This is a genomic window from Lactobacillus sp. M0390, from assembly GCF_016102085.1.
GTDB classification, from domain to species: domain Bacteria; phylum Bacillota; class Bacilli; order Lactobacillales; family Lactobacillaceae; genus Lactobacillus; species Lactobacillus apis.
In genome coordinates, this window is sequence record NZ_JACFPH010000001.1 from 613766 (window position 1) to 638696 (window position 24931).

The 24931-nt window shown below is 35.2% G+C and carries 30 protein-coding genes, 1 tRNA gene and 1 other annotated feature; of the genes, 8 read left to right on the top strand and 23 right to left on the bottom strand.

The genetic code is table 11. From position 1 onward, the window contains the following. Nucleotides 1–66 precede the first annotated feature (66 nt). Together H3R25_RS02915 and H3R25_RS02920 are read left to right on the top strand one after the other, a co-directional pair. On the top strand, nucleotides 67–921 hold the full coding sequence (locus H3R25_RS02915; RefSeq protein WP_122035277.1) for a glycosyltransferase family 8 protein: 855 nt from the start codon (nucleotides 67–69) through the stop codon (nucleotides 919–921). A 158-nt stretch (nucleotides 922–1079) separates the two neighbouring features. Next, entirely contained in the window at nucleotides 1080–1361 is a 282-nt protein-coding gene (locus H3R25_RS02920) for an HU family DNA-binding protein (protein WP_046306988.1), read from the top strand. A 78-nt stretch (nucleotides 1362–1439) separates the two neighbouring features. Here H3R25_RS02920 and H3R25_RS02925 read toward each other — a convergent pair whose 3' ends face one another. From H3R25_RS02925 to H3R25_RS02945, 5 genes are all read right to left on the bottom strand, one after another. Beyond that, nucleotides 1440–2141 (bottom strand): methionine ABC transporter permease, encoded by a 702-nt coding sequence (locus H3R25_RS02925; protein ID WP_074425262.1) that lies wholly within the window; start codon nucleotides 2139–2141, stop codon nucleotides 1440–1442. Further along, complete coding sequence (locus tag H3R25_RS02930) at nucleotides 2134–3195, bottom strand: methionine ABC transporter ATP-binding protein (RefSeq protein ID WP_074425260.1); 1062 nt, start codon at nucleotides 3193–3195, stop codon at nucleotides 2134–2136. Before H3R25_RS02930 ends, H3R25_RS02925 begins: the two co-directional genes overlap by 8 nt. 28 nt (nucleotides 3196–3223) lie before the next feature. Next, nucleotides 3224–4078, bottom strand: a complete 855-nt coding sequence (locus H3R25_RS02935) for a MetQ/NlpA family ABC transporter substrate-binding protein (protein WP_198194264.1) — start codon at nucleotides 4076–4078, stop codon at nucleotides 3224–3226. Between the two features lie 42 nt (nucleotides 4079–4120). Beyond that, nucleotides 4121–4363: a binding site (T-box leader), on the bottom strand. A 63-nt stretch (nucleotides 4364–4426) separates the two neighbouring features. Further along, nucleotides 4427–4618, bottom strand: a complete 192-nt coding sequence (locus H3R25_RS02940; RefSeq protein WP_046306992.1) for a hypothetical protein — start codon at nucleotides 4616–4618, stop codon at nucleotides 4427–4429. Between the two features lies 1 nt (nucleotide 4619). Next, nucleotides 4620–5129: a dihydrofolate reductase gene (locus H3R25_RS02945; protein ID WP_198194391.1), complete on the bottom strand. Its 510-nt coding sequence runs from the start codon at nucleotides 5127–5129 to the stop codon at nucleotides 4620–4622. Nucleotides 5130–5312: 183 nt separating this feature from the next. Between H3R25_RS02945 and H3R25_RS02950 the strand changes: the two genes are divergently transcribed. Further along, nucleotides 5313–5624, top strand: a complete 312-nt coding sequence (locus H3R25_RS02950) for a TipAS antibiotic-recognition domain-containing protein (RefSeq protein WP_052726776.1) — start codon at nucleotides 5313–5315, stop codon at nucleotides 5622–5624. A 48-nt stretch (nucleotides 5625–5672) separates the two neighbouring features. Here H3R25_RS02950 and pnuC read toward each other — a convergent pair whose 3' ends face one another. The 5 genes from pnuC to H3R25_RS02975 all read right to left on the bottom strand — a co-directional run bounded on the left by pnuC (nucleotide 5673) and on the right by H3R25_RS02975 (nucleotide 9454). After that, a complete protein-coding gene (gene pnuC / locus H3R25_RS02955; protein WP_198194265.1) occupies nucleotides 5673–6386 on the bottom strand; it encodes a nicotinamide riboside transporter PnuC in 714 nt (237 codons plus the stop codon). Nucleotides 6387–6490: 104 nt separating this feature from the next. After that, on the bottom strand, nucleotides 6491–7657 hold the full coding sequence (locus H3R25_RS02960; protein ID WP_370567420.1) for a cation:proton antiporter: 1167 nt from the start codon (nucleotides 7655–7657) through the stop codon (nucleotides 6491–6493). 216 nt (nucleotides 7658–7873) lie between these two features. Beyond that, nucleotides 7874–8197, bottom strand: coding sequence for an AzlD domain-containing protein (locus H3R25_RS02965; RefSeq protein WP_122035293.1), 324 nt, complete (start codon nucleotides 8195–8197; stop codon nucleotides 7874–7876). After that, nucleotides 8184–8891 (bottom strand): AzlC family ABC transporter permease, encoded by a 708-nt coding sequence (locus tag H3R25_RS02970; protein ID WP_198188580.1) that lies wholly within the window; start codon nucleotides 8889–8891, stop codon nucleotides 8184–8186. Before H3R25_RS02970 ends, H3R25_RS02965 begins: the two co-directional genes overlap by 14 nt. A gap of 158 nt (nucleotides 8892–9049) precedes the next feature. Next, entirely contained in the window at nucleotides 9050–9454 is a 405-nt protein-coding gene (locus H3R25_RS02975; RefSeq protein ID WP_074425255.1) for a carboxymuconolactone decarboxylase family protein, read from the bottom strand. A gap of 157 nt (nucleotides 9455–9611) precedes the next feature. Here H3R25_RS02975 and H3R25_RS02980 point away from each other — a divergent pair, with 157 nt between their 5' ends. Next, nucleotides 9612–9980: a MerR family transcriptional regulator gene (locus H3R25_RS02980; RefSeq protein WP_074425254.1), complete on the top strand. Its 369-nt coding sequence runs from the start codon at nucleotides 9612–9614 to the stop codon at nucleotides 9978–9980. Between the two features lie 54 nt (nucleotides 9981–10034). On the opposite strand, the gene H3R25_RS02985 is transcribed toward H3R25_RS02980, so the two are convergent. Then, entirely contained in the window at nucleotides 10035–10409 is a 375-nt protein-coding gene (locus H3R25_RS02985; protein ID WP_109715545.1) for a hypothetical protein, read from the bottom strand. A 178-nt stretch (nucleotides 10410–10587) separates the two neighbouring features. Between H3R25_RS02985 and H3R25_RS02990 the strand changes: the two genes are divergently transcribed. Beyond that, nucleotides 10588–10676, top strand: a tRNA-Ser gene (locus H3R25_RS02990). A gap of 187 nt (nucleotides 10677–10863) precedes the next feature. On the opposite strand, the gene H3R25_RS02995 is transcribed toward H3R25_RS02990, so the two are convergent. The 8 genes from H3R25_RS02995 to H3R25_RS03030 form a co-directional block, all read right to left on the bottom strand. Next, nucleotides 10864–11046 carry a hypothetical protein gene (locus tag H3R25_RS02995; protein WP_198194266.1) on the bottom strand — a complete coding sequence of 61 codons (183 nt, stop codon included), beginning with the start codon at nucleotides 11044–11046 and terminating at the stop codon, nucleotides 10864–10866. A 386-nt stretch (nucleotides 11047–11432) separates the two neighbouring features. Then, entirely contained in the window at nucleotides 11433–11711 is a 279-nt protein-coding gene (locus H3R25_RS03000) for a hypothetical protein (protein ID WP_198194267.1), read from the bottom strand. Next, entirely contained in the window at nucleotides 11698–11847 is a 150-nt protein-coding gene (locus H3R25_RS03005; protein WP_198194268.1) for a hypothetical protein, read from the bottom strand. Before H3R25_RS03005 ends, H3R25_RS03000 begins: the two co-directional genes overlap by 14 nt. A 179-nt stretch (nucleotides 11848–12026) precedes the next feature. Continuing rightward, entirely contained in the window at nucleotides 12027–12260 is a 234-nt protein-coding gene (locus H3R25_RS03010; RefSeq protein WP_198188576.1) for a hypothetical protein, read from the bottom strand. 80 nt (nucleotides 12261–12340) lie between these two features. Continuing rightward, nucleotides 12341–12592 (bottom strand): hypothetical protein, encoded by a 252-nt coding sequence (locus H3R25_RS03015; protein ID WP_198188575.1) that lies wholly within the window; start codon nucleotides 12590–12592, stop codon nucleotides 12341–12343. Nucleotides 12593–12851: 259 nt separating this feature from the next. Beyond that, a complete protein-coding gene (locus H3R25_RS03020) occupies nucleotides 12852–13064 on the bottom strand; it encodes a hypothetical protein (protein WP_198194269.1) in 213 nt (70 codons plus the stop codon). Nucleotides 13065–13315: 251 nt separating this feature from the next. Further along, complete coding sequence (locus H3R25_RS03025) at nucleotides 13316–14119, bottom strand: hypothetical protein (RefSeq protein WP_198194270.1); 804 nt, start codon at nucleotides 14117–14119, stop codon at nucleotides 13316–13318. Between the two features lie 459 nt (nucleotides 14120–14578). After that, nucleotides 14579–15241, bottom strand: coding sequence for a hypothetical protein (locus H3R25_RS03030; protein WP_109715550.1), 663 nt, complete (start codon nucleotides 15239–15241; stop codon nucleotides 14579–14581). A gap of 199 nt (nucleotides 15242–15440) precedes the next feature. Here H3R25_RS03030 and H3R25_RS03035 point away from each other — a divergent pair, with 199 nt between their 5' ends. After that, nucleotides 15441–16022, top strand: coding sequence for a phosphatase PAP2 family protein (locus H3R25_RS03035; RefSeq protein WP_046307014.1), 582 nt, complete (start codon nucleotides 15441–15443; stop codon nucleotides 16020–16022). A gap of 238 nt (nucleotides 16023–16260) precedes the next feature. Here the strand turns inward: H3R25_RS03035 and H3R25_RS03040 are convergent, their stop codons facing one another. Then, the gene (locus H3R25_RS03040; protein ID WP_198194271.1) at nucleotides 16261–17094 is read right to left on the bottom strand and encodes a DegV family protein; all 834 of its coding nucleotides are present in this window, start codon (nucleotides 17092–17094) and stop codon (nucleotides 16261–16263) included. 242 nt (nucleotides 17095–17336) lie between these two features. Between H3R25_RS03040 and eno the strand changes: the two genes are divergently transcribed. Further along, entirely contained in the window at nucleotides 17337–18623 is a 1287-nt protein-coding gene (gene eno / locus H3R25_RS03045) for a phosphopyruvate hydratase (protein WP_046307019.1), read from the top strand. A 176-nt stretch (nucleotides 18624–18799) separates the two neighbouring features. Then, entirely contained in the window at nucleotides 18800–21073 is a 2274-nt protein-coding gene (locus H3R25_RS03050) for an HAD-IC family P-type ATPase (RefSeq protein WP_198194272.1), read from the top strand. 115 nt (nucleotides 21074–21188) lie between these two features. Here the strand turns inward: H3R25_RS03050 and H3R25_RS03055 are convergent, their stop codons facing one another. The 3 genes from H3R25_RS03055 to recJ form a co-directional block, all read right to left on the bottom strand. Continuing rightward, on the bottom strand, nucleotides 21189–21707 hold the full coding sequence (locus H3R25_RS03055; protein ID WP_109715553.1) for an N-acetyltransferase: 519 nt from the start codon (nucleotides 21705–21707) through the stop codon (nucleotides 21189–21191). 309 nt (nucleotides 21708–22016) lie between these two features. Further along, nucleotides 22017–22544, bottom strand: a complete 528-nt coding sequence (locus H3R25_RS03060) for an adenine phosphoribosyltransferase (protein WP_198188562.1) — start codon at nucleotides 22542–22544, stop codon at nucleotides 22017–22019. An 89-nt stretch (nucleotides 22545–22633) separates the two neighbouring features. Next, entirely contained in the window at nucleotides 22634–24910 is a 2277-nt protein-coding gene (recJ, locus tag H3R25_RS03065) for a single-stranded-DNA-specific exonuclease RecJ (protein WP_198194393.1), read from the bottom strand. Nucleotides 24911–24931 lie beyond the last annotated feature (21 nt).

Sequence of the window (24931 nt, forward strand, 5' to 3'; positions counted from 1 at the left end):
TCTTATTATTTTGCTTTATACTAGAAAGGTAACTTCATTTACAATTTTTATTAAGGAAGATTTTATATGAAACAGCGAAAATCCAGTCCAATTGAAATTTTGGTCACAATTGACCAAAACTATCTTAAGCCCCTTGAGGTAATGATGTATTCCGTCAGACTTAACAATTTAGACCAAGATTTCCGCGTTTGGCTGATTCACGATAACATCGATGACTCTGCCCTAGCTGGACTTGAAAAATTTTGTGAACAAATTAATGTTAAGCTCGAAACTGTAGCAATGAACCAAAATATTATTTTCCCAGATTCATTACTTAACTTACATGATTATCCTAAAGAAATGTATTTCCGTCTTCTTTCGGGACAAGTTTTACCAGATAATCTACACCGGGTTATTTATCTAGATCCTGACATCTTGGTTATCAACTCAATTAAGCCTCTATGGGATCTAGATCTTCAAAATAAAATGTTCGCTGCTTCTGTCCATGAAGGTCTAACAGATATTATGAGCTCGATTAATAATATCCGACTTGGGACAACAACTGGCTATTTTAATTCCGGCATCATGCTAATGGATTTGGATCAGATGCGACAAAAGGTAAACATTGAAGATATTACAAAGGCAATCGAAGAGCACCATGATTCCTTAATCTTGCCTGATCAAGATATTCTAAACTACCTTTATGGTGAGGACATTTTGAAGATACCTGAAACCCGCTGGAACTATGATGCAAGAGCCTATTCTGTGTATCTCACTCGAAGTACAGGCGAATACAACACCGAATGGGTAATGGAAAACACCAGTATTTTACATTTTTGCGGCAAACCCAAACCATGGCAAAAGGAAAAACACTCAAGATTCAAAGCACTGTATTTAAACTACCAACAAATGACCAATCGTGTTCTTAAACAAATAAACTAACGACAATATTTGCGTTTTTCTATTGAAGGACACAGGAACTGTGCTAAAATATAAAAAGTTGCGAAATATCAAGCGACACAAAGCATTTCGTCATTTATGTATGATTTTTTTCAAAATTGTCGAATTGTTTAAAAAATTTATAGAAAAGAGAAGAAAATATGGCTTCAATCAACAAATCTGAACTTACTAAAGAAGTTTCAGCAAAAACTGGTCTTAAGCAAAAAGACGCAGAAAAAGTGATCGATTCTTTAATCGAATCAATCAAGGATAACCTAGCTAAAGGTGAAAAAGTTCAAATCATCGGCTTTGGTTCATTTGAAGTTCGTGATCGTGCCGAAAGAAAAGGTCGTAACCCACAAACTGGTAAGACTTTGACTATTCCTGCTACTAAAGTTCCTGCATTCAAGCCAGGTAAAGCTTTAAAGGATGCCGTAAAATAATTACTTATTTCTTAAATAAAAAACAACAGGCAAAACTGCCTGTTGTTTTTTGTTTGTTTATTTTTATTTATAGTTAGTTTATCTATTTTGGTGGTTTAAATGTTTAGCTAAGAAATCACCAATAATTTGAACAATAAAAATCAAGATTACGACTAGTAAAGTTGCAACGAATGTAACATCATTGTTAAACCTCTGATAACCGTAAGAAATAGCTGTGTTTCCTAGTCCACCTGAACCGATTGCACCTGCCATTGCCGTTAGACCAATTAAACTAATTATAGTTACAGTTGAGACTCTGGCTAACTCAGAGCGCGCTTCGTTCAGATAAACATTGAAAATAATATCCCAAGTTGTTGCACCTAAACTTTGTGCAGCTTCAATCTTACCCTGATCTACACTTTCTAGAGCAACTTGAACCTGTCTAGCATAAAAAGGAAAAACTCCTAAAGATAATGGCACAAGTGCAGCATTCATTCCAATTTGGGTTCCAGCAATTATTTGAGTTACTGGAGCAATAAAAGCTAGCAAGATAATAAATGGGATTGCGCGAAAGATGGAAACGATCTTATCACAGAGATTGAACCAGAATTTATTTGGTTTAACACCGTTTTCTTTAGTCAAAACAAGGATTACCCCAAAGACGATACCTAGAATTCCCCCAAAAATTGCTGACCAAAATGTCATGAACAAAGTTTGATATATACTGGATGCCCAGCCTGTGTCACCAGTCCAACCTAAATTAATTACATTTGGAAAAACTTTATTAAACCAACTACTCATATAAGTCACCTTTCTCATTTAACCGTGTAACTGCAACCTGTTCTTTCTCTAAAAATTGAACAGTTTGTTGCTGCTTCTCATTGTCTCCTTTAACTAAGACCAGCAATGTTCCTATTGGCTCATCGTCTAACAATTCGACGTTACCATAAAGCATACTTGCTTCAACGCCAATTTCTCGGTAAAGATCAATGATGATAGTTTTGGTAACATTAGCGACACTATAAATAAGTTGGTAAATTGCCTCTTCATCATTTAAATTACTTAAATTGAGTGATTTAAGAGTATTAATTACTTCTAGTGATCCACCAACAAAACTCTTGGTTAGAGTATTTTTCGGATGAAGAACTACGTCTCTTAGGTTACCTTTTTCGATGATTTCGCCTTGTTGCATTACCGCAACTTTGTCACATATTTTCTTGACAGCACTCATTTCATGAGTGATTAAAACAATTGTTAAATTAAGTTCATCTTTTAATTTCTTTAGTAAATCCAAAATTTGTTGGGTATTTTGTGGATCAAGTGCACTAGTTGCCTCATCAGAAATCAGAATATCCGGTTCATTGGCTAATGCGCGAGCAATTGCCACACGCTGTTGTTGTCCACCAGAAAGTTGAGCTGGATAGAATTCAGCTTTTTCTTTTAAGTCAACCAATTCCAGCAATTTCAATGATTTTTCTTCAACCTCATTGTCTTTTAAACCAGAATGCTTCAAGGCAAAAGCGACATTTTCGACAACAGTAATTTCATTTAAAAGGTTAAAATTTTGAAAAATCATTCCAATTTTTCTTCGAGCTAATTGCAAGTCCTTATTAGAAATAACTTGCTTACCATCTTTAATAAAATCAGTGCCATTGACTTTGATATTACCGCCACTTGGTTTTTGTAACAGATTAATTGTTCTAACCAGTGTCGATTTACCAGCACCAGAGAAGCCAACAACTCCGTATATATCGCCTTTTTCTATTGTCAAATTGACATCATGAACAGCGTGCACAACCTCTCTTTTCTTATCAGGAAAATCCACATTAACATGCTGTAATTCAATAATACCCATACAAATCTTCTCCATTCGTTAAAGATGACTAAAACTTGATATCCCAAGCAGTTTTTTGCATGTCACCGTAATATTTCTTATCCAAACGCTTTGTTTCTTCGGTTTGGTAAGCCTTAACAACTGCTAAGTAGTCCTTCTTCTTTTCTTCACCTTTACGAGCACAAATGATGTTAACCCATTTTAATGAGTCTTTATTAACTGGCTCAATGAAAATTGTTTGTTTCTTACCTAAGCCTGCAGGACGAGCGAAGTCATTGTTAACGACCGCTGCGTCAACTGAATCAATTACACGACCACATTGGTCTGCTGCTACTTCTTTAACCTTAAGTTTCTTAGGGTTCTTAACGATATCAGCCACTGTTGGTAATTTCTTATCCTTAGGTAAAGTAATCAAGCCAGCATTCTTTAAAACGAAAAGTGCACGAGATTCGTTACTTGCATCATTTGGAACTGCAATTGTTGCACCATCTGGCAGGTCACTAAGTTTATGATACTTCTTAGAATATAATCTAATTGGATTAATTTCTGTTCGACCAATTGCTACAACGCCACCATGGTTTGACTTGTTCCAAGCATCTAAAAATGCGTAATGTTGGAAAGCGTTCAAATCAATATCACCGTTTTTGACAGCCTTATTAGGTTGGGTATAATCAGTAAAATTCTTAATTTTAACAGTTACGCCGTATTTCTTTTTTGCTGTAGTTGCAACGTGCTTCCAAATATCCTGTTTGGGTTTTGTTTCACTGACAATTCCGACCGTTACAACATGGTTACTACTCTTTTGATTATTTGGTTTAGGACCAAAGCTAAACCAACCTATCACGACAACGATAATTGCGACTATTACCCCAATGATAATATTTCTATTTCTCTTCTTCGACATTAAAAAACCTCCAAAACAAACTAAAAAAGCACCCGTCCTATCTATAAGGACGAGTGCTTCGCGTTACCACCTTTAAATTATTTATCACTCACGTAATAAATCTCTCACTAGCTATCAATCAATAGCTTGCAATGCTAACGGATGCAACTCCGCCGATAGCTAAATATCACTAACGGTCATCATTTCGAGCCCATGTTCACCACTACTAACTGGCTGAGTCTCACCAAAATCCCAGCTCTCTTTATCAGTAATCATAATAGTTACTCTGCTTTTCAAGATGTATTAATTATTTAATTGTTTATTAATTTAGCACCTAGTTTTTGTTCTGTCAACTACAAATTTTAAAAATTACTTAAGATGGTCGATTTTTAAATTATGGAATAAGTCGACATTAACTCTTCCTACAGCAAAGGTAACAATAGCCATACCAATAGCTTGCCACCAAAAGTTATGGTTAATACTCTCTGCTTGTATAATGCTACTGATCAAAACCAACACACAAATTAGCAGAATAATAGCAGCGATAATCATCTTCTTCATTCTAATCCTTCTTCCTTAGATAAGTTAAAAAATCATATGAATATTGACATTTGTTATTAGCTTGATGATGCACTTTTTTACTTAATTTAAAATCATCATAATTAAGATCTGGCATTACAGTATCGGCAGGAAAAGTTGCAGCAATTGCAGTTTTTTCAAGACAATCTACGCGGTCTTTTAAAGCTTCAAAAACTGAAACTCCACCAATTACATACAGTTGCTCTGTTTGATGCGCATTAATCCACTTATTTAAACTGTTAACTGATGAAACAACTACCACTTGCGGATTATGTTCATACTCTTCTTTAAAAACTTGATTTTGTGATAGTACAATATGCCGTCTTTGAGGCAAAATACGTGGCAAACTATTAAAAGTCTTTCGCCCCATTATAATCGAGTGGTTAATCGTTAAGGTTCTAAAGTGCTTTAGATCTTCAGGAAGATTCCACGGTAAATGTCCATCTAGACCAATTTTGTGTTGTTCATCTTCAGCCCAAATAAATGTAATCATTACTTCATCTCCAACTTCATTATAGCGCGCTTTACGCATTTAAGGCTAGTCTTTGCTTACAGCTCTACCAATTTTATTCTCATATTTTTAAATAATCCTTTTCACTAATCATTTCATACAAAAATACTGTAATTTAATTTGCTATAGTGGTTAAATAAAATCAATAAGGAAAAGGAGAAGATAATGAATAGTAAAGCTGACAATTTTTCCGAAGAGAAATTTAACCAAATGAAAGCAACTGAAGCTGACTTAGTTCGGGAACTGCAACAAGTAGTAAAAGACCCTAGTAAGGAAACTGAACTAAGCGATACGATTTTCCAAAACCACCAAAAATGGCTTAAAATAATTATGCCAAATTATACTCCAGAAATACACTTGGGTATTGTTAACGGCTATGAGACAGACGAGCGCTATCAGTCATATTACGATGATAAAGCAGGAAAAGGCGCAACTAAGATCTTAATTAAAATAGTTAAAGCACATTTAGCAAAATAAAAAACAAGGTTTCAAATGATTGAACCTTGTTTTTTAGTTATATCAAAATTAATGGAACCAATGCGTATGCTTGTCAGTAAATGCAAGAACGTCATTACTCAAGTATAGGATGTATGTAAAAAATAGCGTTAAATTTGCGTCTCCTTGAAATGCAGTTACACCCCACAAAATAATTGACATAATCCCTTGAATCGTCCAGAAATAATATTGCTCGCGAAATCTAAAAGTACATAACACAGAGCCAGTAATCCCAATTGCTCCAGCAATTGCATCAATCCACGGACGAGGACTAATAAATATTCTTGTGTCCATCAGATAAAGCATAGCTGTAACAAATAAAAAGAAGATCATGGTAAAACACCATTGTTTAAATTTAAGCCCCTTAATGTGCTTTTCAGCGTTTTTAGACCATGCTGGTAGCAACAATACCGGTAAGTCGAGTAAGAAGATATAGGACGCTTGCAAGACAACATTTGCATAATTTTGTGCGTAAATCGATACGATTATATAGATGATTGAAGAAAGTAAACCTAAAACTCCATTAATCGGTTTGGCATTAGTAATTGCGAGCGTACAAGTAAAACCTATTATTGCAGCAACCATCGTAATTAAACTAATTGGATTAACCGGCGTAGAAATTGTTGTTCCGATAATAACTCCAATTCCTAGCATCAGAAGCATATAAGTCTTGAAGCTCCATCCTCTCATTTGCTCTAAATACCATTTAGGCTTAAAGATGTCGGTATTTGGTTGAAAATTCATTATCCACTATCCCACCATTTTTCTTAATTTGTGCAAAAACACGTTTTCTATCATAGCATTTTTATCATACAAATCAATTAATAGCCCTTGTTGTCAGCTTTTCCTTATCTCTTTTTCATTAGCGCCCCTTTTAGCATTATTGGAGCGATTAGTGTGGTTAAAACTATTACTCCAACTACAGTTGAATAAGCAGCAGGAGCGAGCAAATGATTGGACAAGCCAATTTGTGCTACAACCAGTGCCATTTCCCCACGTGAAATCATCCCTGTTCCAACTTGGTAAGCACTACTACTAGAAAAACCAGCCATTTTAGCTCCTACACTTGCACCCACTAATTTAGAGATAACACTTCCTACAAATAGGACAATAAATAATAAGCCATCCTTAAAAATTCCAGTGATTGACATTTCTAGACCGATACTGGCAAAAAAGATAGGAATAAATAAGCTATAACCGATATCCGTAAAACTTTTTTGCAGTTTTTGTTTATCAGGCAATCTACTGAAAGCTAATCCTACAAAGAAAGCGCCAATGACATTACTCAGGCCCACTTTTTCTGCTCCAAACGCTGCCAGTAAAACAATAATTATCGTAACAAGTGGTTTAGCCGCTGGTAGTAAAAAGCGTTCACTCAGTTTAAGCATGCGTGGAAATAACCAAATACTTGCAGCTAGTAATACGACTAAATAAACTAGCTGTAATAGTAAAGTCAGTCCTAGGCCAAGATTCGCGTTCGCGGAGTCCGTGTGGGTTCCCGTAACGCTACTTACAACACTTAAGAGAATAACTGACAGCAAATCGTCAACCACAGCAGCTCCAAGAATCGTCATCCCCTCTTTAGTTTCTAACTTTTTCATTTCTTGCAAAACAGCGACAGAAATTGAAACTGAAGTGGCGGCAAACGTAATACCTAAAAAGAGACTTTCTGTTTGCGAGAATTTAAAAGCAATCCCCGTTAAATAAGCAATTACAATTGGCACGACCATTCCAAAAATGGCCACAAGGAAGCTAGGTTTCCATAATTTTTTCAAAATCGCTAGATCACTTTCAAGTCCAGCTAAAAACATTAGCAAGACAACTCCAATGTCGGAAAAACTTTTAATTAAACCACTAGGCTGTACCCAGTTAAGCATAGCTGGGCCAATAACAATTCCGGCTAGCAATTCTCCGATTACAGCTGGTAAACCGCAGCGATTAGCAATCTGTCCGCCAATTAAGGCAAATAGCAAAATTAAACATAAAATTCCCATAATCTGCATTATTAATTCCACTTTCTGAAATGAACAAAAAAGACTTTCAAAATTGCTCAGGCAACCCAAACCTGAGGACAATTCTTGAAAGTCTTAGACTCCAACCAAATTTTTATTTGATTCATTTTAATGACCAATTTACTTTATCAGTAAAAATTGGCAACTTTTATTAGTATAACTCACAATTTTTTTAATACAAACTTTGAAAGACGGAAAACTTTTAGCCTAGCTATTTTATTAAAACAATCGCAGCAAAGCTAAAGAAGCTATTCCTACAATAACGATTACTAAAAGTGATTTACTAATAACCGCTGATACCAATGTTGGTACTGAAGCAATTAGGTATTCCATGTTAATTTTTGGAAACTGCCCCGGTTGAGCAGTGAATAAATTGCTAAACCACATTGTAGACATTATAACAATTGGCACAAAGGATAAAAATTCAACCACTACTTTAGGCAAAGTGAATTTTTTTAATAAAATAAATGGAAGTACACGTGATAACCACGTCGCAATTCCACAGCCGACAATAGTTAAAAATAGATAATTAGAAGAAGACATGTTTTATTACCATCCCCAATGTACATCCAATAAGTGTTACAGCAATAATAACTAGACTAGCTGGCAAAATTATGGTTGAAATGTAAGTTAATACCAATGTCAATAAAACCACTATTACTTGTAATGTCTTGTTTAAGGCTTTATCACTGTTTACCTGTAAATATAACAAGCCGATAAACATCGCTACATTTGCAAAATCAAGCCCTAATTTCTTTGGATCCTCGATAAAATTACCTAGCAAGGCACCAATCATTGTGGCAATTACCCAAGTTGAATAAGAAATAATATTTTCGGTATTGAACCAGCTAAAATTCATTTTCCCGTTAGTATAATTAAGCTTATTCATTGCTAGAGCAAAGCTTTCATCAGTTAAAAGCGTGCCAATTAGCATCCCTTTACCCAAGCTATCTTTCTTAAAATATGGTGCAACGGTTGTACTCATTAAAATCATTCTTGAATTAACCATAAAGGTAGCAAAAACGATTGAAGCAATCGGACTACCCGCTGCCAGCATACTAACAGTGGTAAATTGTGCTGAACCGGCATAGATTATGACTGACATTAAAATTACTGTAATGGTCGAAAATCCCGAAGCACGAGCAATCACCCCGAAAGCAGTCGCAATTCCTAAGTAACCAAAAACTGTTGGAAGAGTATCAACTACTGCAGCTCGCTTAGTTAATGAATCGTCCACCTTACGCCTCCTTAGCTATAAATATTAATTTAAAATAAATCGAAGCAAATTTACATTCATCGTTTAATAAGGTCCAATTTAAGTTAGATGCTAAATGCACTGAACTAAAAAACTAGTTGCCCAACTATAGCAACTAGTTTTATTTATGACTTTACTTACTAATCTTTACTTGATTTTGTAAAATCAATTCCACGGTCTTTGAATACTTCTTTAGCAACATTAATCGCATTCAATACTTTTGGAAAACCTACATAAGGAATAGTTTGAATAAAAGTCTCAATTACTTCTTCTGGTGTTAGACCTACATTCAAGGCACCATTAATATGAACATTTAGTTGAGGTTCAGTATCGCCTTGTGAAAGCAAAGATGTGATTGTAATCATTTCTCTTTGCTTAAGGTCTAAGACACCACGATCATATACATCACCAAAGGCAAATTCAATGATGTAACGACCTACATCTTCGGATAAACCAGCTAATGAATCAATAACTGACTTACCACCTTCGCGGTCAACTTTTTCCAAATTTTCTAAACCTTTTTCATAGCGTTCATTATTTTCCATAGCTTTTCTCCTTTTCGTTTTACAAACTTATTTTCAACAGTTAATAGAATAATTGCTGGAGTGCAGTCCATGTCAACCGCTATTTTAAAAATATTTTGTCATGCTAAAATATGATAAAGTACTATACTGAAATAGAGTTATTTCAGGAGGAAATAAGATGAAATATTCAATTGGTCAATTCTCTGAACTTAGTGGCTTTTCAATTGATACGCTACGCTATTATGAAAAACAAAAACTACTTTTCCCAAGTCGAGATGAAAATAATCGTCGCTGTTATTATGAAAAAGATGTGGCTTGGATTAAGTTTATTTCGCGCTTAAAAAAGACAGATATGAGTATTAAAGAGATGCAAAAATATGCAAAACTGCGCTATGAAGGTGATCAAACTATTCCTGACCGGCTTGTTTTACTGTTTAATCAGCTAGACAATTTGCATAAGAAAGAAAAAGAAATTGATGATAGCATTTCCTTTATTGAAGGAAAAATCAAAACATATCTTAAGACCCTTGGGGATTTAAAAGAATAAGAGCATATCTTACCTGTACCACCACGTTTGTCACACCTTGAGCTTATAAAAGTACTAGCATAGCTCAACATGATTGATATTTTCTAATTCGACCCATGTATCTGAAATGACAATATGATCTGCTTGATAGCCTTGAACTAAACCAACTAGATTCGGCAAAAAATCATCTTCACTATCGATGACTTTAAGTTGAACTGATACGGGGTGATGATTAGCGTATGCACTAAGAAGCAACTCACTAATTGCCTCCTGGGACATTGGTTGCTTTTTTTCATAAACTTGAGCGCGTTTTTTATCAATCTTACTAACGGTTGATGTATAGTCGCTTAGCATGAAGCCCTGCCATTTCTTCATTCCGCGATCTTGATATGTTCTAAAAAAATCGTCTAAAACTTGATCAAATTCTTTTTGATCGTGTCTTTTTTTCACTTTGTCCGCCTCCACAACAAACATACGTTCTTATTATACACTGATAATTGAGCAAGGGCGAAGCAAAATTCGTACCTTATATTAGTAAAATGCTAAGCAAATGTACTTTTGGTATTGGCTAGTATTCAAAATAGTAAGTTGAAAAAACATTTAAATAAGGTATAATGATATTCGTTATGGAGAGTTGGCAGAGTGGTAATGCACCGGACTCGAAATCCGGCGAACCAAGTTTTCCTTGGCGCGCAGGTTCAAATCCTGTACTCTCCTTGTATTTATTTAAAAAGACTGTAACAGTTGATGTTACAGTCTTTTTTGTTTGCTCGGTAAAAACATAGCATAAAGGTAAAAATGCAAGAAACAATATTTATTTGTTAGTTACTAAAACACACCCTTAAACTATTAGTCTAAGAGTGTTTTAACTATTGCTCGTGCCAGTCTATTATGCTAAATGCCTTCAACTTTTTAATTCATTTCTTCGTTGCTGAACATACTCTAGTGTCTTGTCTAGATCTTCTTGATTAGCATACTTCAAAATGAAATTTTTAGAGTCAGATTTTCTTCGAAAGTAGTTCATTTTATCTTTGTTTTTATCATTCCACTTTTTGTTCGCACGTATCTGCGCATCACTTAGCGTCATATTAATTCCCCTATTGCAAACACCAATATTCCAAGAAATATAGCAATTATCGCTAATTTATAGTACTTCTTTTCTTTGTTACTCATATTATAAAAATAGATAGCAGAAAGTGGAATATGGATCCACATCTTCATTTATTTTAAAAATACTTTAATAATTTCATGAATTAAGCTGCTAATACGGCCGTTATTGTCATATTTAGCAATTGTTTATTCGGCTATCGTTGAAATCATTTTTTATTTCTTGCTACCCAAGACTCACCACCCTATATAAATATAATACACTGATTAAAAGTTCAAAAAAAGCCACCTAAGAACAATTTTCTAAAGTGACTTTTTGTTTATTTAACTATACTTAGAGCAAGATACTATTTTGCCTACCAAAACTTAAAATCTATCAGGTGACTCACCAGTAGCCATTGCTTCAGCTTTTGTAATAATTTTCCTTAATTCATCAAGCCATGCTTTTTTTCTACGTTCATCGTATGCTTCCGTAAATTCTGGAATTATATCATTCAAATAATTTTCCATTTTTGGATTATCCATTTCTAACTGATCTGTTTCATCAGCAAAATAATCTTGAATCAAGAACGTATACATATAAGTTTCCTTAGTCTTAAATGCTTTTTCTAAAATATTAATTGCCTCTTTTTCACTTTTTTTCATCCACTACTGCCTCCACTACTTCAGAGATTTTTATTTCATTCTCAACTGAACCACCAAGAAAAGTTAACTCAGACTCATCATCATCTTCATTTAAAATATCCTGAACAAAAATTGTCTTCTTTTTTCCGTTTTTCAATGTAAACTGAACTTTCTGCCATATAACCTTTGTCCTAATTCTTGTAGAGTCATTTTTTGTAGATCCATGATACCACTTTCCTTAATTAAACTGGTTCCTTGTAGTTTTGACTATATCCCTTTTATTAGATTTTGGACTCCCTCTTTCCTCATAGGGCTACTTTTACTTCTAATTATAAATTATAGATTTTCATCTTCTGGCAAACCATATTTTTTGTTTGCCGCTTTTATTTGTTCTCTCAATTTTCTATTGTGCTCATTATCAAAAGCTGATTTAGGAAGGCTCTTAGCGAACTCAATTAATTCTTCTGTCTGCTTTCTTTCTTCCTCAGTTTCCGGATGATCTCTTCCTATTACCCTGCCACCACTAGGTAAGTACCAACGCAAGTCTGAATAAGGCTTCTTTTTAACCAATTTTTTCGATCTCCTAACTGGATAATTAGTTTACGATATCTGTATATGTACTGTGACATAAAAACTCTAATATCACACTGTTACCATTCAACATTGCGCATTTCAGGATATAGTTCAGACAACTTTTTGCCATCAATTTCAAAGTCCAGTACTTCCTTAATATTTTTGAACTTTTTTATATAATTACCGCATCCTAGCTCGCGTTTCTCTGAAAAATCATCCGCAGTCTGGTCAGGTTCCAATAGCCAACGTTGATTATTTAAAGTAAATTCTATTTCATATACTGTTTCTATTAATTCTCTAAATTGTGTTAAACTTTTAATCTTGCTCATTATCGGGTTACGTCTCTAATTCATCTATTTTTTTCGTGTTTATTATCCCTGTAACATCATCAGTGCTCTTATAGCAATAACTATAATTGCGCACACTAAAATTGTAATCCAAGCTGTACGTTTGCTCATTATTATTTCCTCCATACTTTCTCTTCTATTTATCTTGGCTCTAGGATAATTCGTTCTACAGTATTTCGATGCTATTTAAGTTTTATATTCAACCGCTGCATAATTATTCGTAATCATGCAGAATTACTCCTTATTCTGGTACTGCACTTACAACATCAGAAATCCAGATATCCTGAGGATTATCGCCTGCAGCCATAAAAATTAGTTCTGGTTGATCATCATCTTCATTCTCGATTTCCTCAGCAAAGATAGTTTTCTTATTACCATCTTTTAAAGTAAAGGTAACATTTCTTGCGCGAAAATTTTCAATTATTTCTGGTAACGACATTTTATGTACATCCATCTTTCAGTCCCTTTTATAATATATTGGTTAACAATCCTTAATTCATTTAAAGAAAGTACAGGAGTTGAACCCATTCATCAAATAAAAACCAGCAAAAGAAATTACTTTTACTGATTTTTTAAACTAAGCTTTTAAATATCCCTGTTTTTACTAAAAATAAATACTGTAAACCTATTCCAATTATTGCAGCAAAACAGCCCAAGAGATTAATTATCAACCGATTAATCGGAGCATTTGTAAGCAAACAAATTTCAATCCAGGGAGCTGTGACTAACAAGTAACCACGTGCTCCTGTCATTAATAAAGAACACCACTTTAAAGCTTTTACTAATTTCGCTTTTGTTAATTCTATAACGTAGGAACTTTTGAAATAACCAAGTACCTAAAAGCACTATGACTGTTGTGAAGCCAAACTGCCAGACTTTATAACTAGTTACGTTGATACTGTAATATGAATAATAATTCAGGCAAATCACATAGCCACATACAAGATCCAAAAAATAAAAGCGATCAGCATAACTCTTTTTAGCAGCTTCACTGATATAGTTGCCTAAATTTTTTGCCGTTTGTCTTCTTGACTCCTTCTGTTTGTCGATAACTTTATTCCTTACTAAATAGTGGTACTGTAGTGCTATTCCGCCAAATCCGGTAATTAAACCGATGATTAACGAAAAAAACATGCTAGCACTCGAATTCATAGAAATATCAAAAAAAGTCAAAGGAGCATTAACAACTACAAAACTTCGAATTCCTGTTGAAAGCAAGCTAGCATTTACCCAAAAAGACGTCATTTTACCAGAAGCTATTTTATGCTTTAAAAAGTTCTGAAAACGAACCAAACTAATAGCTGCTACGAGTGTCGCAAGAATAAATAGCCAGCCAACTTCAAAGATATCAGTAGGTAATAGAATCAAGAAAAGATAGGTAAGTCCATATATAACCAAATCTCCCATGTGGTTAGTAGAATTGTCTGCAAGCGCAAAAGCATGTTCATGATGTGCAATATCACGTAAAGCTTCACCAACAGTTTCATGCTTGTTTGTTTTATTATTCAATTTCTATCTCCTTTTGTTCAGTATTTTATTCTATACAGTTAATTCTAATTTTTCCTTCATTAATGTCAAGTAAACACTATTATCCTTAAAAGTTTCCTATATATTACGTCAAAAGAAAAACCAAGTAGTTTATTATCTACTTGGTTCTATTCATTTACTCTTTGGCAGTAAAATTTGCCCAAGAGTCAAAAGCACTTCTATTGTCTTCTTAATTTGTCTAAACTTGCGATCTAACCAAATTGAACTCTTTCATTATATTTGCAAAATCATTTAGAACTAGCCCTGCAGTTTAACCAAACTGAAAATCACAGCTACTGCAATCATGCTAATGATTATCGTTTTTAAAATTGTCTTTACTCTCAAATCTATTTTCATTTTTATTGTTGTATTCCCTTTTTGCTTTTGAAATCGATAAACTTTATTCATTACTATTAATACTCCAATCCCATTTTTATACTATTATTTGCCTGACTTAAGTTGGTTATATAGCTTCCTAATTTTTCTATGGACTATTGTTAGTTCCTTCTCTAATCGTTTTACTTCTTCTAAGTAGTCTTTTCTTACTTCAACTACATCTTTATTACCCTGAGTATTTTTCTTGTCTCCTGCACTAAGCATTTTTGTAAATGTCAGAAATGTCTTGCCAGCCTCTTTACTAAAATTACTATTGTAAGACTTCAATTCTCCAGATATTTCCTCGGTTGTTGCCATGATTGCAGAATTGTAGTTATCAAGATAATCTTTTGACTCATCAAAGAATTTTTCTGACTGCTCAAAAAAGACTGCAAGAACTTTTTTATCTAACGGCTTATCTGATTTTTGCATTAGTTGATTTAATAGAACTATATAGCGTGTGAATCTTAATGACAATTTTTTAGAGGAATTAAACAAACCGCGCAAAGCTAGCATGTCCTTTTGCCGTTCACTTGATTTTAATTGATATTGCGTATTCACGTAAGAAAAGATAATTGTGATAATACTTCCAATATAAGACCCTAAGAATCCCAGCCAGTCACCTATACTAGTTTTATCACCAACAAATAAAAAGATAACTAGTGGTATAGCAATTGAAAAAAAGATTGCAATGATTACCACTTGGTTTTTCTTAATAAACTTCTTCATTCTATCCCCCACTATCAAATGTTTTCTTATGAAATTATATTACTAAATAGAATACACAACAAAAGTTTTTTGAAACTATCCAATTTAGTTACAAGGTATTTATTTCTTAAGTTTTGTTCAAGGCTGTGTACCTAGTTGGAACTAACACTATTAAGCTGATAAAATACAATCGGTATTTGTCTGAAAGTAGGGTTGTAATTTGGATATTTATATTTGGCTTGCCAGCTTATCCGCTTTAATTCTGCTGTTACTTATTTTCAATGTTAGAAATTCACGGCGCTTTAACCTGTTAGATCATTGGCTACATCACAAATTGGTCAGACAGCGTGACGGAATTAGTTGGCAAATCGTTGCTTTCATTAATGATCCTAAATTATTAGTGGTTTGGGATGTATTTCTTGCTAGCTTTTTAATGAGTAAAAATGAAACTTTATTAGCATTCTGGGCTTTATTTACGCTTGGCTTTACCGACTTTGTCGGCATTGTTTTAAAAAAATGGATGCACCGAAAAAGACCAATCATGCATTCTAGCTTAGAAGACGGTTATAGTTTCCCTAGCGGGCACGTTTTAGGAACGACAATCATGGCTTTAATAGTTTGGCGACTTTTTGCAGATACATTAGGTAGCAAATTATTATTGATTCTTATTTTAATTTGGATGATGGTTGTAATTTCTCGTATTAGTTTAAAAGCCCACTTTCCTTCTGATATTCTAGGGGCAACTTCTCTGGCTGTTTTTTGTTTTAGTATTTGTCAACAATTTCTATTATTAGTAATTTAAGTTTGTAAAAAAATACCGCAGTCATTACAACAATACTGCGGTATTTTTATTATTCTTTTTAAAATTAAAGATATCTAAGTAGCTTACCAACTATAAAGATAATTAAGAACAATTTTTTGAAATATCATAAAAAATAAATAATCTTCCTGACAAAAAGCCCTAGTTTATCATAATTAGGGCTATTACTATGCTGTTATTTTATGTGCAATTACAAAATTGGTAAGCAGCTATTAGGACTTTATAGATCATCAAAGCCAACCATCAGACTTCCTTCTTCAGCATAGAATGCACACAAACCACGCATTGGACGAATGACTATTTCTGCTTGGGGATATAGAGCAAGAATTTTTTCTTTAAGACTATTGGCATCTTTTTCGTTATTGCACTGGTCAATAATGACAGGTCCACCTTTGTATTTCCGTTCATCCATTAACTTCAAAAGCTCTTTAAAAGCTCGTTTCATTCCTCGCACTTTTGAAATTGGTTCTAGCTTACCTTCTTCACTTGCAGTGCCGACAACATCAATATTCAACATTTTTGCCATCTTAGCTACAGCAATGTTGACCCGACCGTTTAAGGCCAAATTGTGTAATGATTGCAAAATAACCAATAAGTGAGTATGGGTTTTATACTCTGAAATTTTTTGATCAATATCTACAAAACGAACTGATTTATCTTCTACTAAGCGTTTAATTTCACGTTGAATAACCGATATTTCTGGACCCGCAGTTCTTGAGTCAACAACAATTACCTTACTACTCGGATTGTCCTTTTCATAAATTTGTTTTGCCTGATAGGCGGATGAGAAACTGCCGCTAAGTCCACTGGTAATAGTTAGCATAACCGCTCTTTTACTTCCTTCAAGGGCTTTTAGCCATTCATCAATACTTGGACAAGAGGTTCTGCCTTCCTCAGTGTTTTCTTCCATACTAGTAAGAAATTCTTCCATGCTAAGGTCCTCATTATCAAGAAAATCCTTACCCGCTATAGTAACGGTCAATGGTACAACGGTTAAATTCTCACTAGCTTTTTCATTGGCACCAGAATCGATTATTAATTTTACTTCTTCCATAATAAACACCTTGTATAGAAAATAAACTGATTTTTTTAAAAAATGTATAGCTAAATAATAATTCAATTGAATTAAAAAAGCGACTAATTATTTTTTAAATTTTTTTAATGCTAGAAATCGTTTACAAATGTTTACATAATCACAAACTTAGGCTAAAATTTGTCATGTAGAGATGGAGCCCTTTGCTCCTCTTAATGTATGTACCTACTTGGTACAGCATGTATTATTTAGGAGGTTTTTAGATGTTAAAATCAGTCATTGAAAATGTTCATGCACTGGAAATCTATGATTCACGTGGTAACCCAACTGTAGAGGCTTTTGTTACCCTTTCAAACGGTGTCGTAGGTAAAGCTGAAGTTCCATCAGGTGCTTCAACTGGTGAAAATGAGGCTGTTGAATTACGTGACGGTGGCGATCGCGTTGGTGGTAAAGGTGTTTCTAAAGCAGTTAACAATGTTAATACTAAGATTGCTGAAGCTTTGAAAGGCTTAGACCCTCACGACCAAGCTAACATTGACCGTGTAATGATCGAATTAGACGGTACACCAAACAAGGCAGAACTTGGTGCTAACGCAATTTTAGGTGTGTCAATGGCTACAGCTGACGCTGCTGCTAAGGACAGCAACCAACCTTTGTACAGATACCTTGGCGGTACTGACCTTGAAATGCCACAAACTTTCCACAACGTTATTAACGGTGGTGAGCACGCTGACAACGGTATTGACGTTCAAGAATTCATGATCACTCCAGTTAAGAAGACTTCTTTCCGTGATGGTTTTGAAAAGATCGTTAACACTTACCATACTTTGAAGAAAGTTCTTGAAGATATGGGTTACGAAACTGGCCTTGGTGATGAAGGTGGTTTCGCTCCTAACATGAAGAACTCTGAAGAAGCTTTACAAGCTTTACACGAAGCTATCATTAAAGCTGGCTACAAGCCTGGCGAAGATATTGCTATTGCTTGTGACTGTGCTGCTTCATACTTCTACAACAAAGAAGATGGCAAGTACCACTTTGAAGGCAAAGTATTCGATGATGATCAATTAGCTGAATACTACGACAAGTTACTTGATGAATTCCCAGAATTAATTTCTATCGAAGACCCTTACGACGAAAACGACGTTGAAGGTATGATCAAGTTCACTCAAAGCCACAAAGACAGAATTCAAATTGTTTTAGATGACTTTATTTGTACTAACCCTAAGCTTTTAACTAAAGCTATCAAGGAAGGTGCTGGTAACGCATCATTGATCAAGTTGAACCAAATCGGTACTGTTACTGAAACTTTGGAAACTATTCGTCTTTCACGTAAGAATGGTTACAACACTATGATTTCTCACCGTTCAGGTGAAACTGGTGACACATTCATCGCTGACTTCGCTGTTGCTATCAACGGTGGACAATTGAAGACTGGTGCCCCAGCTCGTTCAGAACGTGTTGAAAAGTACAACCGTTTACTTGAAATCGAAGAAGAACTTGGTGAAGGCGAGCGTTTAGCTACTTTCCCAGACAGCGTTGACAAAGACTAATTTGTTAACCTGAAAAAAGCCTGCAGCAATGCAGGCTTTTTGTATGCAGATAAAATTCACTTCTCAGTTATGTATAATGTCGGTAAAAAACTGATATGAGCCAACCCTTTAGCTAGAAAAAAAGCCCCTTTTATGCTAATTTAGATAAGTATTTAAAAACTAAGGAAGGATAAATTATGTCTGAAGATATTAAAGGTTTAACTCAAGCCAAAGCAGATGAACTCCTTACTAAAAATGGTTTAAATGAAGTCCCCGAACCTCAATTCAACTTTTTCAAGGAATTTTTATCAAAATTATGGAATTTATCGGCTTGGATTTTGGAAGCAGCATTGTTACTAGAGTGCATTTTAGGCAAATGGATCCAGTCGCTCTTTGTCCTACTCATGCTATTATTTGCGGCTTGGAATGGAGCATCTAAAAAGAAACAGTCAAGGCGCGTTTTAAATAATATCTCGCATAAATTAACTCCAACTGTTTCCGTAATGCGCGATGGTAAATGGCAAAATATTGATTCAAAGTACCTTGTACCTGGTGACTTAGTTAGTATTCAAGCTGGAGACGTTCTTGCAGCTGATGTGAAGCTAATCGACGGACAAATTTCTACAGATGAAAGCTCAATTACAGGTGAAGCAAAAACTGTTAGAAAGCAGGTAAAAGACACTGCTTATGCTGGAACCACGGTTGTAGAAGGTAGCGGCTTGGCAACGGTAACTGCAACTGGTGCTAATTCCCGTTCAGGCAAGACCGTTAATCTAATTAACAACTCTGCTGCTCCAGGACACTTACAACAACTCCTAACCAAAATTATTTATTATTTGTGTATTTTAGATGGCATCTTGACCCTAGTGATAGTCATTGCTTTCTTCTTTAAGGGTGGAAAGATAAGTAATTTTATTGAAATGTTGCCTTTCTTGGCAATGATGTTTATTGCCTCTATTCCGGTTGCAATGCCCTCAACCTTTGCCCTCTCGAACTCATTTGAAGCAACTCGACTAAGTAAGGAAGGTGTCTTGACAGCTGATTTAACTGGTATTCAAGATGCTGCTAACTTAAATCTGATATTACTTGATAAAACCGGAACTATTACTGAAAACAAGACTGCAGTTGCCAATTGGACCAATTTTAGTCAGATGACTGATAGCGAAGTTCTAGAACTAGCTGCTGCTGCAACTGACCAACGTAATAAAAAAATCATTGATTCTGCAATCGATGATTACGTTTCTAGTCTTGGCCTAAAGGTTAAAGCACCTGATGACTTTACACCGTTTACTTCAAGTACTGGTTATTCAATGGCTAATATTGATGGACATAATGTCAAATTAGGTTCTTTTAAGCAGCTGTCACTTATTGATGTATCCGCTACTGATAAAGTTAAGGACATTGATTTTGGTGCAGGCCGTTCCGTTGCCTTACTAATTGATGACAAGTTAGCCGGTGTCTTTATTTTACAAGACAAAGTTCGCTCCGATTCAAAAGCAGCTTTGGCTGAACTTAAAAAACGTGGTGTTATGCCTATTATGTTAACTGGTGACAACCAAAAAACTGCTGAGGCGGTTGCTAAAGAAGTTGGCTTAGAAGGCGAAGTAATTTCAATTCATGATTTTACTGATCAAACTGATACCAGCAAGTTAGCCGGAATTGCAGACGTTTTACCAGAAGATAAGCTAAAAATGGTTAAGTTTTTCCAGCAAAAAGGCTATATTGTCGGAATGACTGGCGATGGGGTGAACGACTCACCTGCCCTTAGACAAGCCGAAGTCGGAATTGCTGTTTCAAATGCGGCCGACGTTGCAAAACGCTCAGGTAAAATGGTTCTTTTAACGGATGGACTAACTTCAATCGTTAAAATTCTCGATGCGGGACATCGCGTATACCAACGAATGACTACTTGGTCTCTTACCAAGCTCGCAAGAACAGCTGAACTGACCATGTTACTAACTTTTGGCTACCTCTTCTTTGGTTACATTCCAATGGCTCTAAACGCAATGGTTATTTATACTATTATGAATAATATGGTAACGATGATGATTGGTACTGACCGAACTCATATTACCTACAAACCAGAAAATTGGAATATGGCTAGATTGGCAAAAATTGCTTTTTCACTAGCTTCTGGCTGGACTGTAATTGGTATTCTGGCCGTTGCCTATCTAAATACTCATGGTTGGAGTCATGGGACGATTTCAACTATGGTTTACGTATATCTTGTTTTAAGTGCAATGTTCCTTATCCTAATTACAAGAACAAAACGTTACTTTTGGCAAGATTACCCTTCCAAAGCTGTCGGTTTAACTCAGCTAGGTGACATCATCCTAACAGTCATTTTAGCAATCTTGGGGATTGCAATGGATAAGATTAGTTGGACTAATCTGGCAATTACATTTTTGGTGGCACTAGTAGCTGCAATTGTCATTGACCTCTTTTATCAGCCAATAATGAAGAATAGGTAAAAGTTAGCAAAGTTAAATACATATTTTTAAACGCATCAAGTTAATTTGGTGCGTTTTTATTTTTAAATAAAAAAAACTCCCAAATACTTGAGAGTCTTCTATCAAAACTAATTATTTACTTTTTCAATTCATAGACGTATGAGGTTTCATTTGGCCGGTAAACCCCATGAAGGAGACCAACTTTGGTGAAACCCATTTTATCTATTAAATGTTGCATTGCCTTATTATCTTCGTGTGTGTCTATTCTGACGGAATCAATTTCGTCACGATTGTCCTTAATGTCATTAATTACAGCTTGCAGAAGTTGAGTAGCGTAGCCTTTTCCAGCATGGTTCGATTTAATTGCAACACGATGAATTACTACGTAGTTATCAGTATCACATATCCACTTGCCATCTAAATGGTCATAAACATGATCTGGACCATCAACAATTGCAATAGCACCAACTGTCTCATGATCATCAGATTCAGCTAAAAAAGCCCAACCGTGTTCAATATCTTCTTCAATTTGGCCTTTTGAAGGGTAGTCACCTTGCCATTGATTGACTCCACGTTCGGCTAACTGGTTAGCACCGTCTTTTAAAATAGTGATAATTTGGTCAAAATCGGCCATTGTTGCTTTTCTTAATTGCAAATTACTCTATCCCCTTTTTTGAAATACCGTACCATTATATCCACTCAAGTCTCACTTGTAAAAAAAATTGAACACTTTTTTTGGAACTTAAAATGATTTTCATTTAGGAATTATTTTTGCTGGCTAATTCTTTTTTTAACAACATTTTGACAATCCAAATTAAATGAAAAGATCATGGCATTTTCCTTGCTAGCACTTTTTCATTCAGACATATTTAGTATAGCTTGCTTTTTCACTGATGTTAAAAATCTTGCTCTAAAAAGAGTACAAAAAAAGATTGTACTTATGAAAGTGCAATCTTTTTATTTTTTAAGCACCGTGATATTGAACTAATGAAAAGACATCCAAATCAGGTAACTTTTCTCTACCATGCAAATCAGGTAATTCAATATAGAAAGCAGCGCCAACTAGTTCAGCTCCTAGGTTTTCAATTAACTGCTTGCAAGCAGTTAGTGTTCCTGCAGTCGCTAGTAAGTCGTCACAAATTACCACTTTTTGCCCTGGCTTAAGGGCATCTTTATGCATCTCTAAACTATTTGAACCGTATTCCAAATCATAAGAAGCACGTTCAACATCCCTAGGTAATTTATGCGGCTTTCTGGCTGGAACAAAGCCAATACCTAATTCAGTTGCAACAGGACAACCAACGATAAATCCTCGCGCCTCAGGGCCAACAATAACGTCAGCACCCTTATTTTTAGCATACTCAGCCAACTTATGAGTGGCCTCTCGAAATAATTTTCCATCTTGTAAAATCGGGGTAATGTCGCGAAATACAATACCTTCATTAGGGAAATTATTAACACTTGCAATGTGTTCTTTAAAATCGTTTGCCAAAAGAAGAAAAACCTCCAAAAATACAATCTTATAACTTAAGCTGTTTTACTTACTCATTCTACCATTTTTTGCACATTTGCGCATCTGTCTTAATGCTGTTTTAATTGCTTATTCACGTACATTAACAATTGACTGCTTGGCATCCGTCGAAGTTGCTTGATAAAACTTAGCTGTGAGCTAATACCATTGTAATATTTAGAAGCAGTCAAAGGCTTCTTAGCCGGATTTTTAACGCCTACAATTTTTCCTTGCTTCATTTCAACGAAATTTAGTTCAAAAAATACCCGAAGAATGAATAGAATACTATTATAGTCTAGGTTGAGAAATGGCCCTACCTGACGATAATCTTCTGCACTTAGTCCAGGATGGGAATAAACATAGCGTAAAACACTCTCAAATGCATTATTATCTGGAATATTCTTGACAGGTAGCTGATCCATTAAAAAGCGCAAGTACAGTTGCTCAAAGTTATTGCTAAGTGCAAAATCTAGCTCATTTTGATTGTGAGGAGCATCAAGTAAAACGACCACTTCTCCATCTTCATCATATTCACTGGCTAAAGTAATTTTGGTTTCATCCAGATCGAAATTATTCATTGCTGCAAACTTGTTTTTCTTATCGAATAACAGGTAGCGGTCAGCAAAACCCATGACATATTTTTCTTGCCGTAAATCAACTACTGGAGCAGGAACAGCCAGTTTAGGCGCAGCAAAGATCATCCCTTCCATAATACCTTGCAACTTAACTTGATTACGATAAGTATTCTTGCCGAGTTGAATAAACATCTGATCAATGTATGGTAACAGAACTTTTGTTAGATATTTTTTGTTAAAGCCAACAACTTCAAGTTTGTTGTTTCCCTTAGTTACCGTAACTTTAATGTGATTTTTCTCTTTGCCCATAAAAAAGCAGCCACTAATTTGTGGTTGAGATATGCAGAAAATAGGTTGCGGATTATCCGTTCCAAATGGACCGACTTGATCGATTTTATCAATTAAATCAATCGTAAGTTCTTCAAAAGGCAATTCCATATCATACGGCTTTACAATTTGCTCATGAACGCCATGATAACTATCTTCAAATGCTTTTCTTAGCGCCTCAATTTTACTCTCTTCCATAGAAAGACCACAGGCAAAATCATGGCCACCAAACTTTAAGAATAGATCCTTTTTAAGCGGATCGAGAGCATCAAATAGGTTGAAACCTGCAATAGAGCGTCCAGATCCCTTAATAATTCCATCATCATTTTTAGTTAAAACGATTGTTGGTTTATGCACCTGCTCAGCAACCTTGTTTGCAACAAGGCCCAAAACGCCCTCATGGAATTCAGGATTATAAATTACTAGTGTCCCTTTGGATTGCCAGCCCTTTGCTTTGATTTGCTCCAAACAATTTTGATAAACCTCGACCGTTAGTTCTTTACGTTCATCGTTTAGCTTCTCAACCTGGTCTGCAATTTCTTGGGCTTCTTCTTCATCCTCACTTAGTAATAATTCTACAGCTAAGCTTGCATCAGCAAGTCTACCAACCGCATTAAGTCGTGGGGCGATATTGAAACCGATATCTGTTTCGTTGATTTGTCCAAAATTTAAGCCAGAATTTTTAATTAAAGCACGTAATCCAGGGCGCTCTGTCTGATTCAGCTGCTGGAGTCCTCTTTTTACGATGATATGACCTTCACCAGAAAGTTTTACCATATCACCAATTGTTCCAATCATTGCAAGTTCTAATAGTTCCGGCATTGGATCTTGCATTAATTGCCGACAGATTGTATAAGCTACACCGGCACCACAATAGTCGTCAAAGGGATAATCTTGGCCAGGAAAATTACAATGCACAATTGCATAGCTATCCGGTACATCTTCTTGAATTTTGTGATGGTCAGTAATAATCGTATCGACCCCGTGAGACTTAGCGTAAGCTACCTCTTCAGCCCCTGTTATCCCATTATCTACAGTAATAATTAAATTGGTTCCGTCTGCAACGATTTTTTCATAAGCTGCCATATTGGGGCCATAACCATCACGGAAACGATTAGGAATGAAAAAATGAACATCTGCACCTAAGATAGCGAGGGTTTCCATCATAATACTGGTTGCAGTAATGCCATCTGCATCGTAGTCACCATAGATTGTTATTTTCTCTCCGTTGTCAATTGCATCATTGATTCTTGCAACTGCTTTATCCAAGTCGTGCATTAAGCTGGGATCTGCTAAATCTTCTTCTGTTGCATTAAACCAAAAATTCAATTTTTCATCAGTGTTAATACCACGCAAAGAAAATAATTTTGCCTCAGTATTGCCAAGTTGGTATTTTTCAACTAGTTCAGGAGCTAGCTCTTCTCCTGTGCGCTGTTTCCAATCTATCATTAAATTAATTAAGCCTTT

Excerpts from the sequence above, each read along its gene's own strand:
- H3R25_RS02915 (WP_122035277.1), top strand. The coding sequence starts at position 67 with ATGAAACAGCGAAAATCCAGTCCAATTGAAATTTTGGTCACAATTGAC.
- H3R25_RS02920 (WP_046306988.1), top strand. The coding sequence starts at position 1,080 with ATGGCTTCAATCAACAAATCTGAACTTACTAAAGAAGTTTCAGCAAAA.
- H3R25_RS02925 (WP_074425262.1), bottom strand. The coding sequence starts at position 2,141 with ATGAGTAGTTGGTTTAATAAAGTTTTTCCAAATGTAATTAATTTAGGT.
- H3R25_RS02930 (WP_074425260.1), bottom strand. The coding sequence starts at position 3,195 with ATGGGTATTATTGAATTACAGCATGTTAATGTGGATTTTCCTGATAAG.
- H3R25_RS02935 (WP_198194264.1), bottom strand. The coding sequence starts at position 4,078 with ATGTCGAAGAAGAGAAATAGAAATATTATCATTGGGGTAATAGTCGCA.
- H3R25_RS02940 (WP_046306992.1), bottom strand. The coding sequence starts at position 4,618 with ATGAAGAAGATGATTATCGCTGCTATTATTCTGCTAATTTGTGTGTTG.
- H3R25_RS02945 (WP_198194391.1), bottom strand. The coding sequence starts at position 5,129 with ATGATTACATTTATTTGGGCTGAAGATGAACAACACAAAATTGGTCTA.
- H3R25_RS02950 (WP_052726776.1), top strand. The coding sequence starts at position 5,313 with ATGAATAGTAAAGCTGACAATTTTTCCGAAGAGAAATTTAACCAAATG.
- pnuC (WP_198194265.1), bottom strand. The coding sequence starts at position 6,386 with ATGAATTTTCAACCAAATACCGACATCTTTAAGCCTAAATGGTATTTA.
- H3R25_RS02965 (WP_122035293.1), bottom strand. The coding sequence starts at position 8,197 with ATGTCTTCTTCTAATTATCTATTTTTAACTATTGTCGGCTGTGGAATT.
- H3R25_RS02975 (WP_074425255.1), bottom strand. The coding sequence starts at position 9,454 with ATGGAAAATAATGAACGCTATGAAAAAGGTTTAGAAAATTTGGAAAAA.
- H3R25_RS02980 (WP_074425254.1), top strand. The coding sequence starts at position 9,612 with ATGAAATATTCAATTGGTCAATTCTCTGAACTTAGTGGCTTTTCAATT.
- H3R25_RS02995 (WP_198194266.1), bottom strand. The coding sequence starts at position 11,046 with ATGACGCTAAGTGATGCGCAGATACGTGCGAACAAAAAGTGGAATGAT.
- H3R25_RS03000 (WP_198194267.1), bottom strand. The coding sequence starts at position 11,711 with ATGAAAAAAAGTGAAAAAGAGGCAATTAATATTTTAGAAAAAGCATTT.
- H3R25_RS03015 (WP_198188575.1), bottom strand. The coding sequence starts at position 12,592 with ATGAGCAAGATTAAAAGTTTAACACAATTTAGAGAATTAATAGAAACA.
- H3R25_RS03020 (WP_198194269.1), bottom strand. The coding sequence starts at position 13,064 with ATGGATGTACATAAAATGTCGTTACCAGAAATAATTGAAAATTTTCGC.
- H3R25_RS03030 (WP_109715550.1), bottom strand. The coding sequence starts at position 15,241 with ATGAAGAAGTTTATTAAGAAAAACCAAGTGGTAATCATTGCAATCTTT.
- H3R25_RS03040 (WP_198194271.1), bottom strand. The coding sequence starts at position 17,094 with ATGGAAGAAGTAAAATTAATAATCGATTCTGGTGCCAATGAAAAAGCT.
- eno (WP_046307019.1), top strand. The coding sequence starts at position 17,337 with ATGTTAAAATCAGTCATTGAAAATGTTCATGCACTGGAAATCTATGAT.
- H3R25_RS03050 (WP_198194272.1), top strand. The coding sequence starts at position 18,800 with ATGTCTGAAGATATTAAAGGTTTAACTCAAGCCAAAGCAGATGAACTC.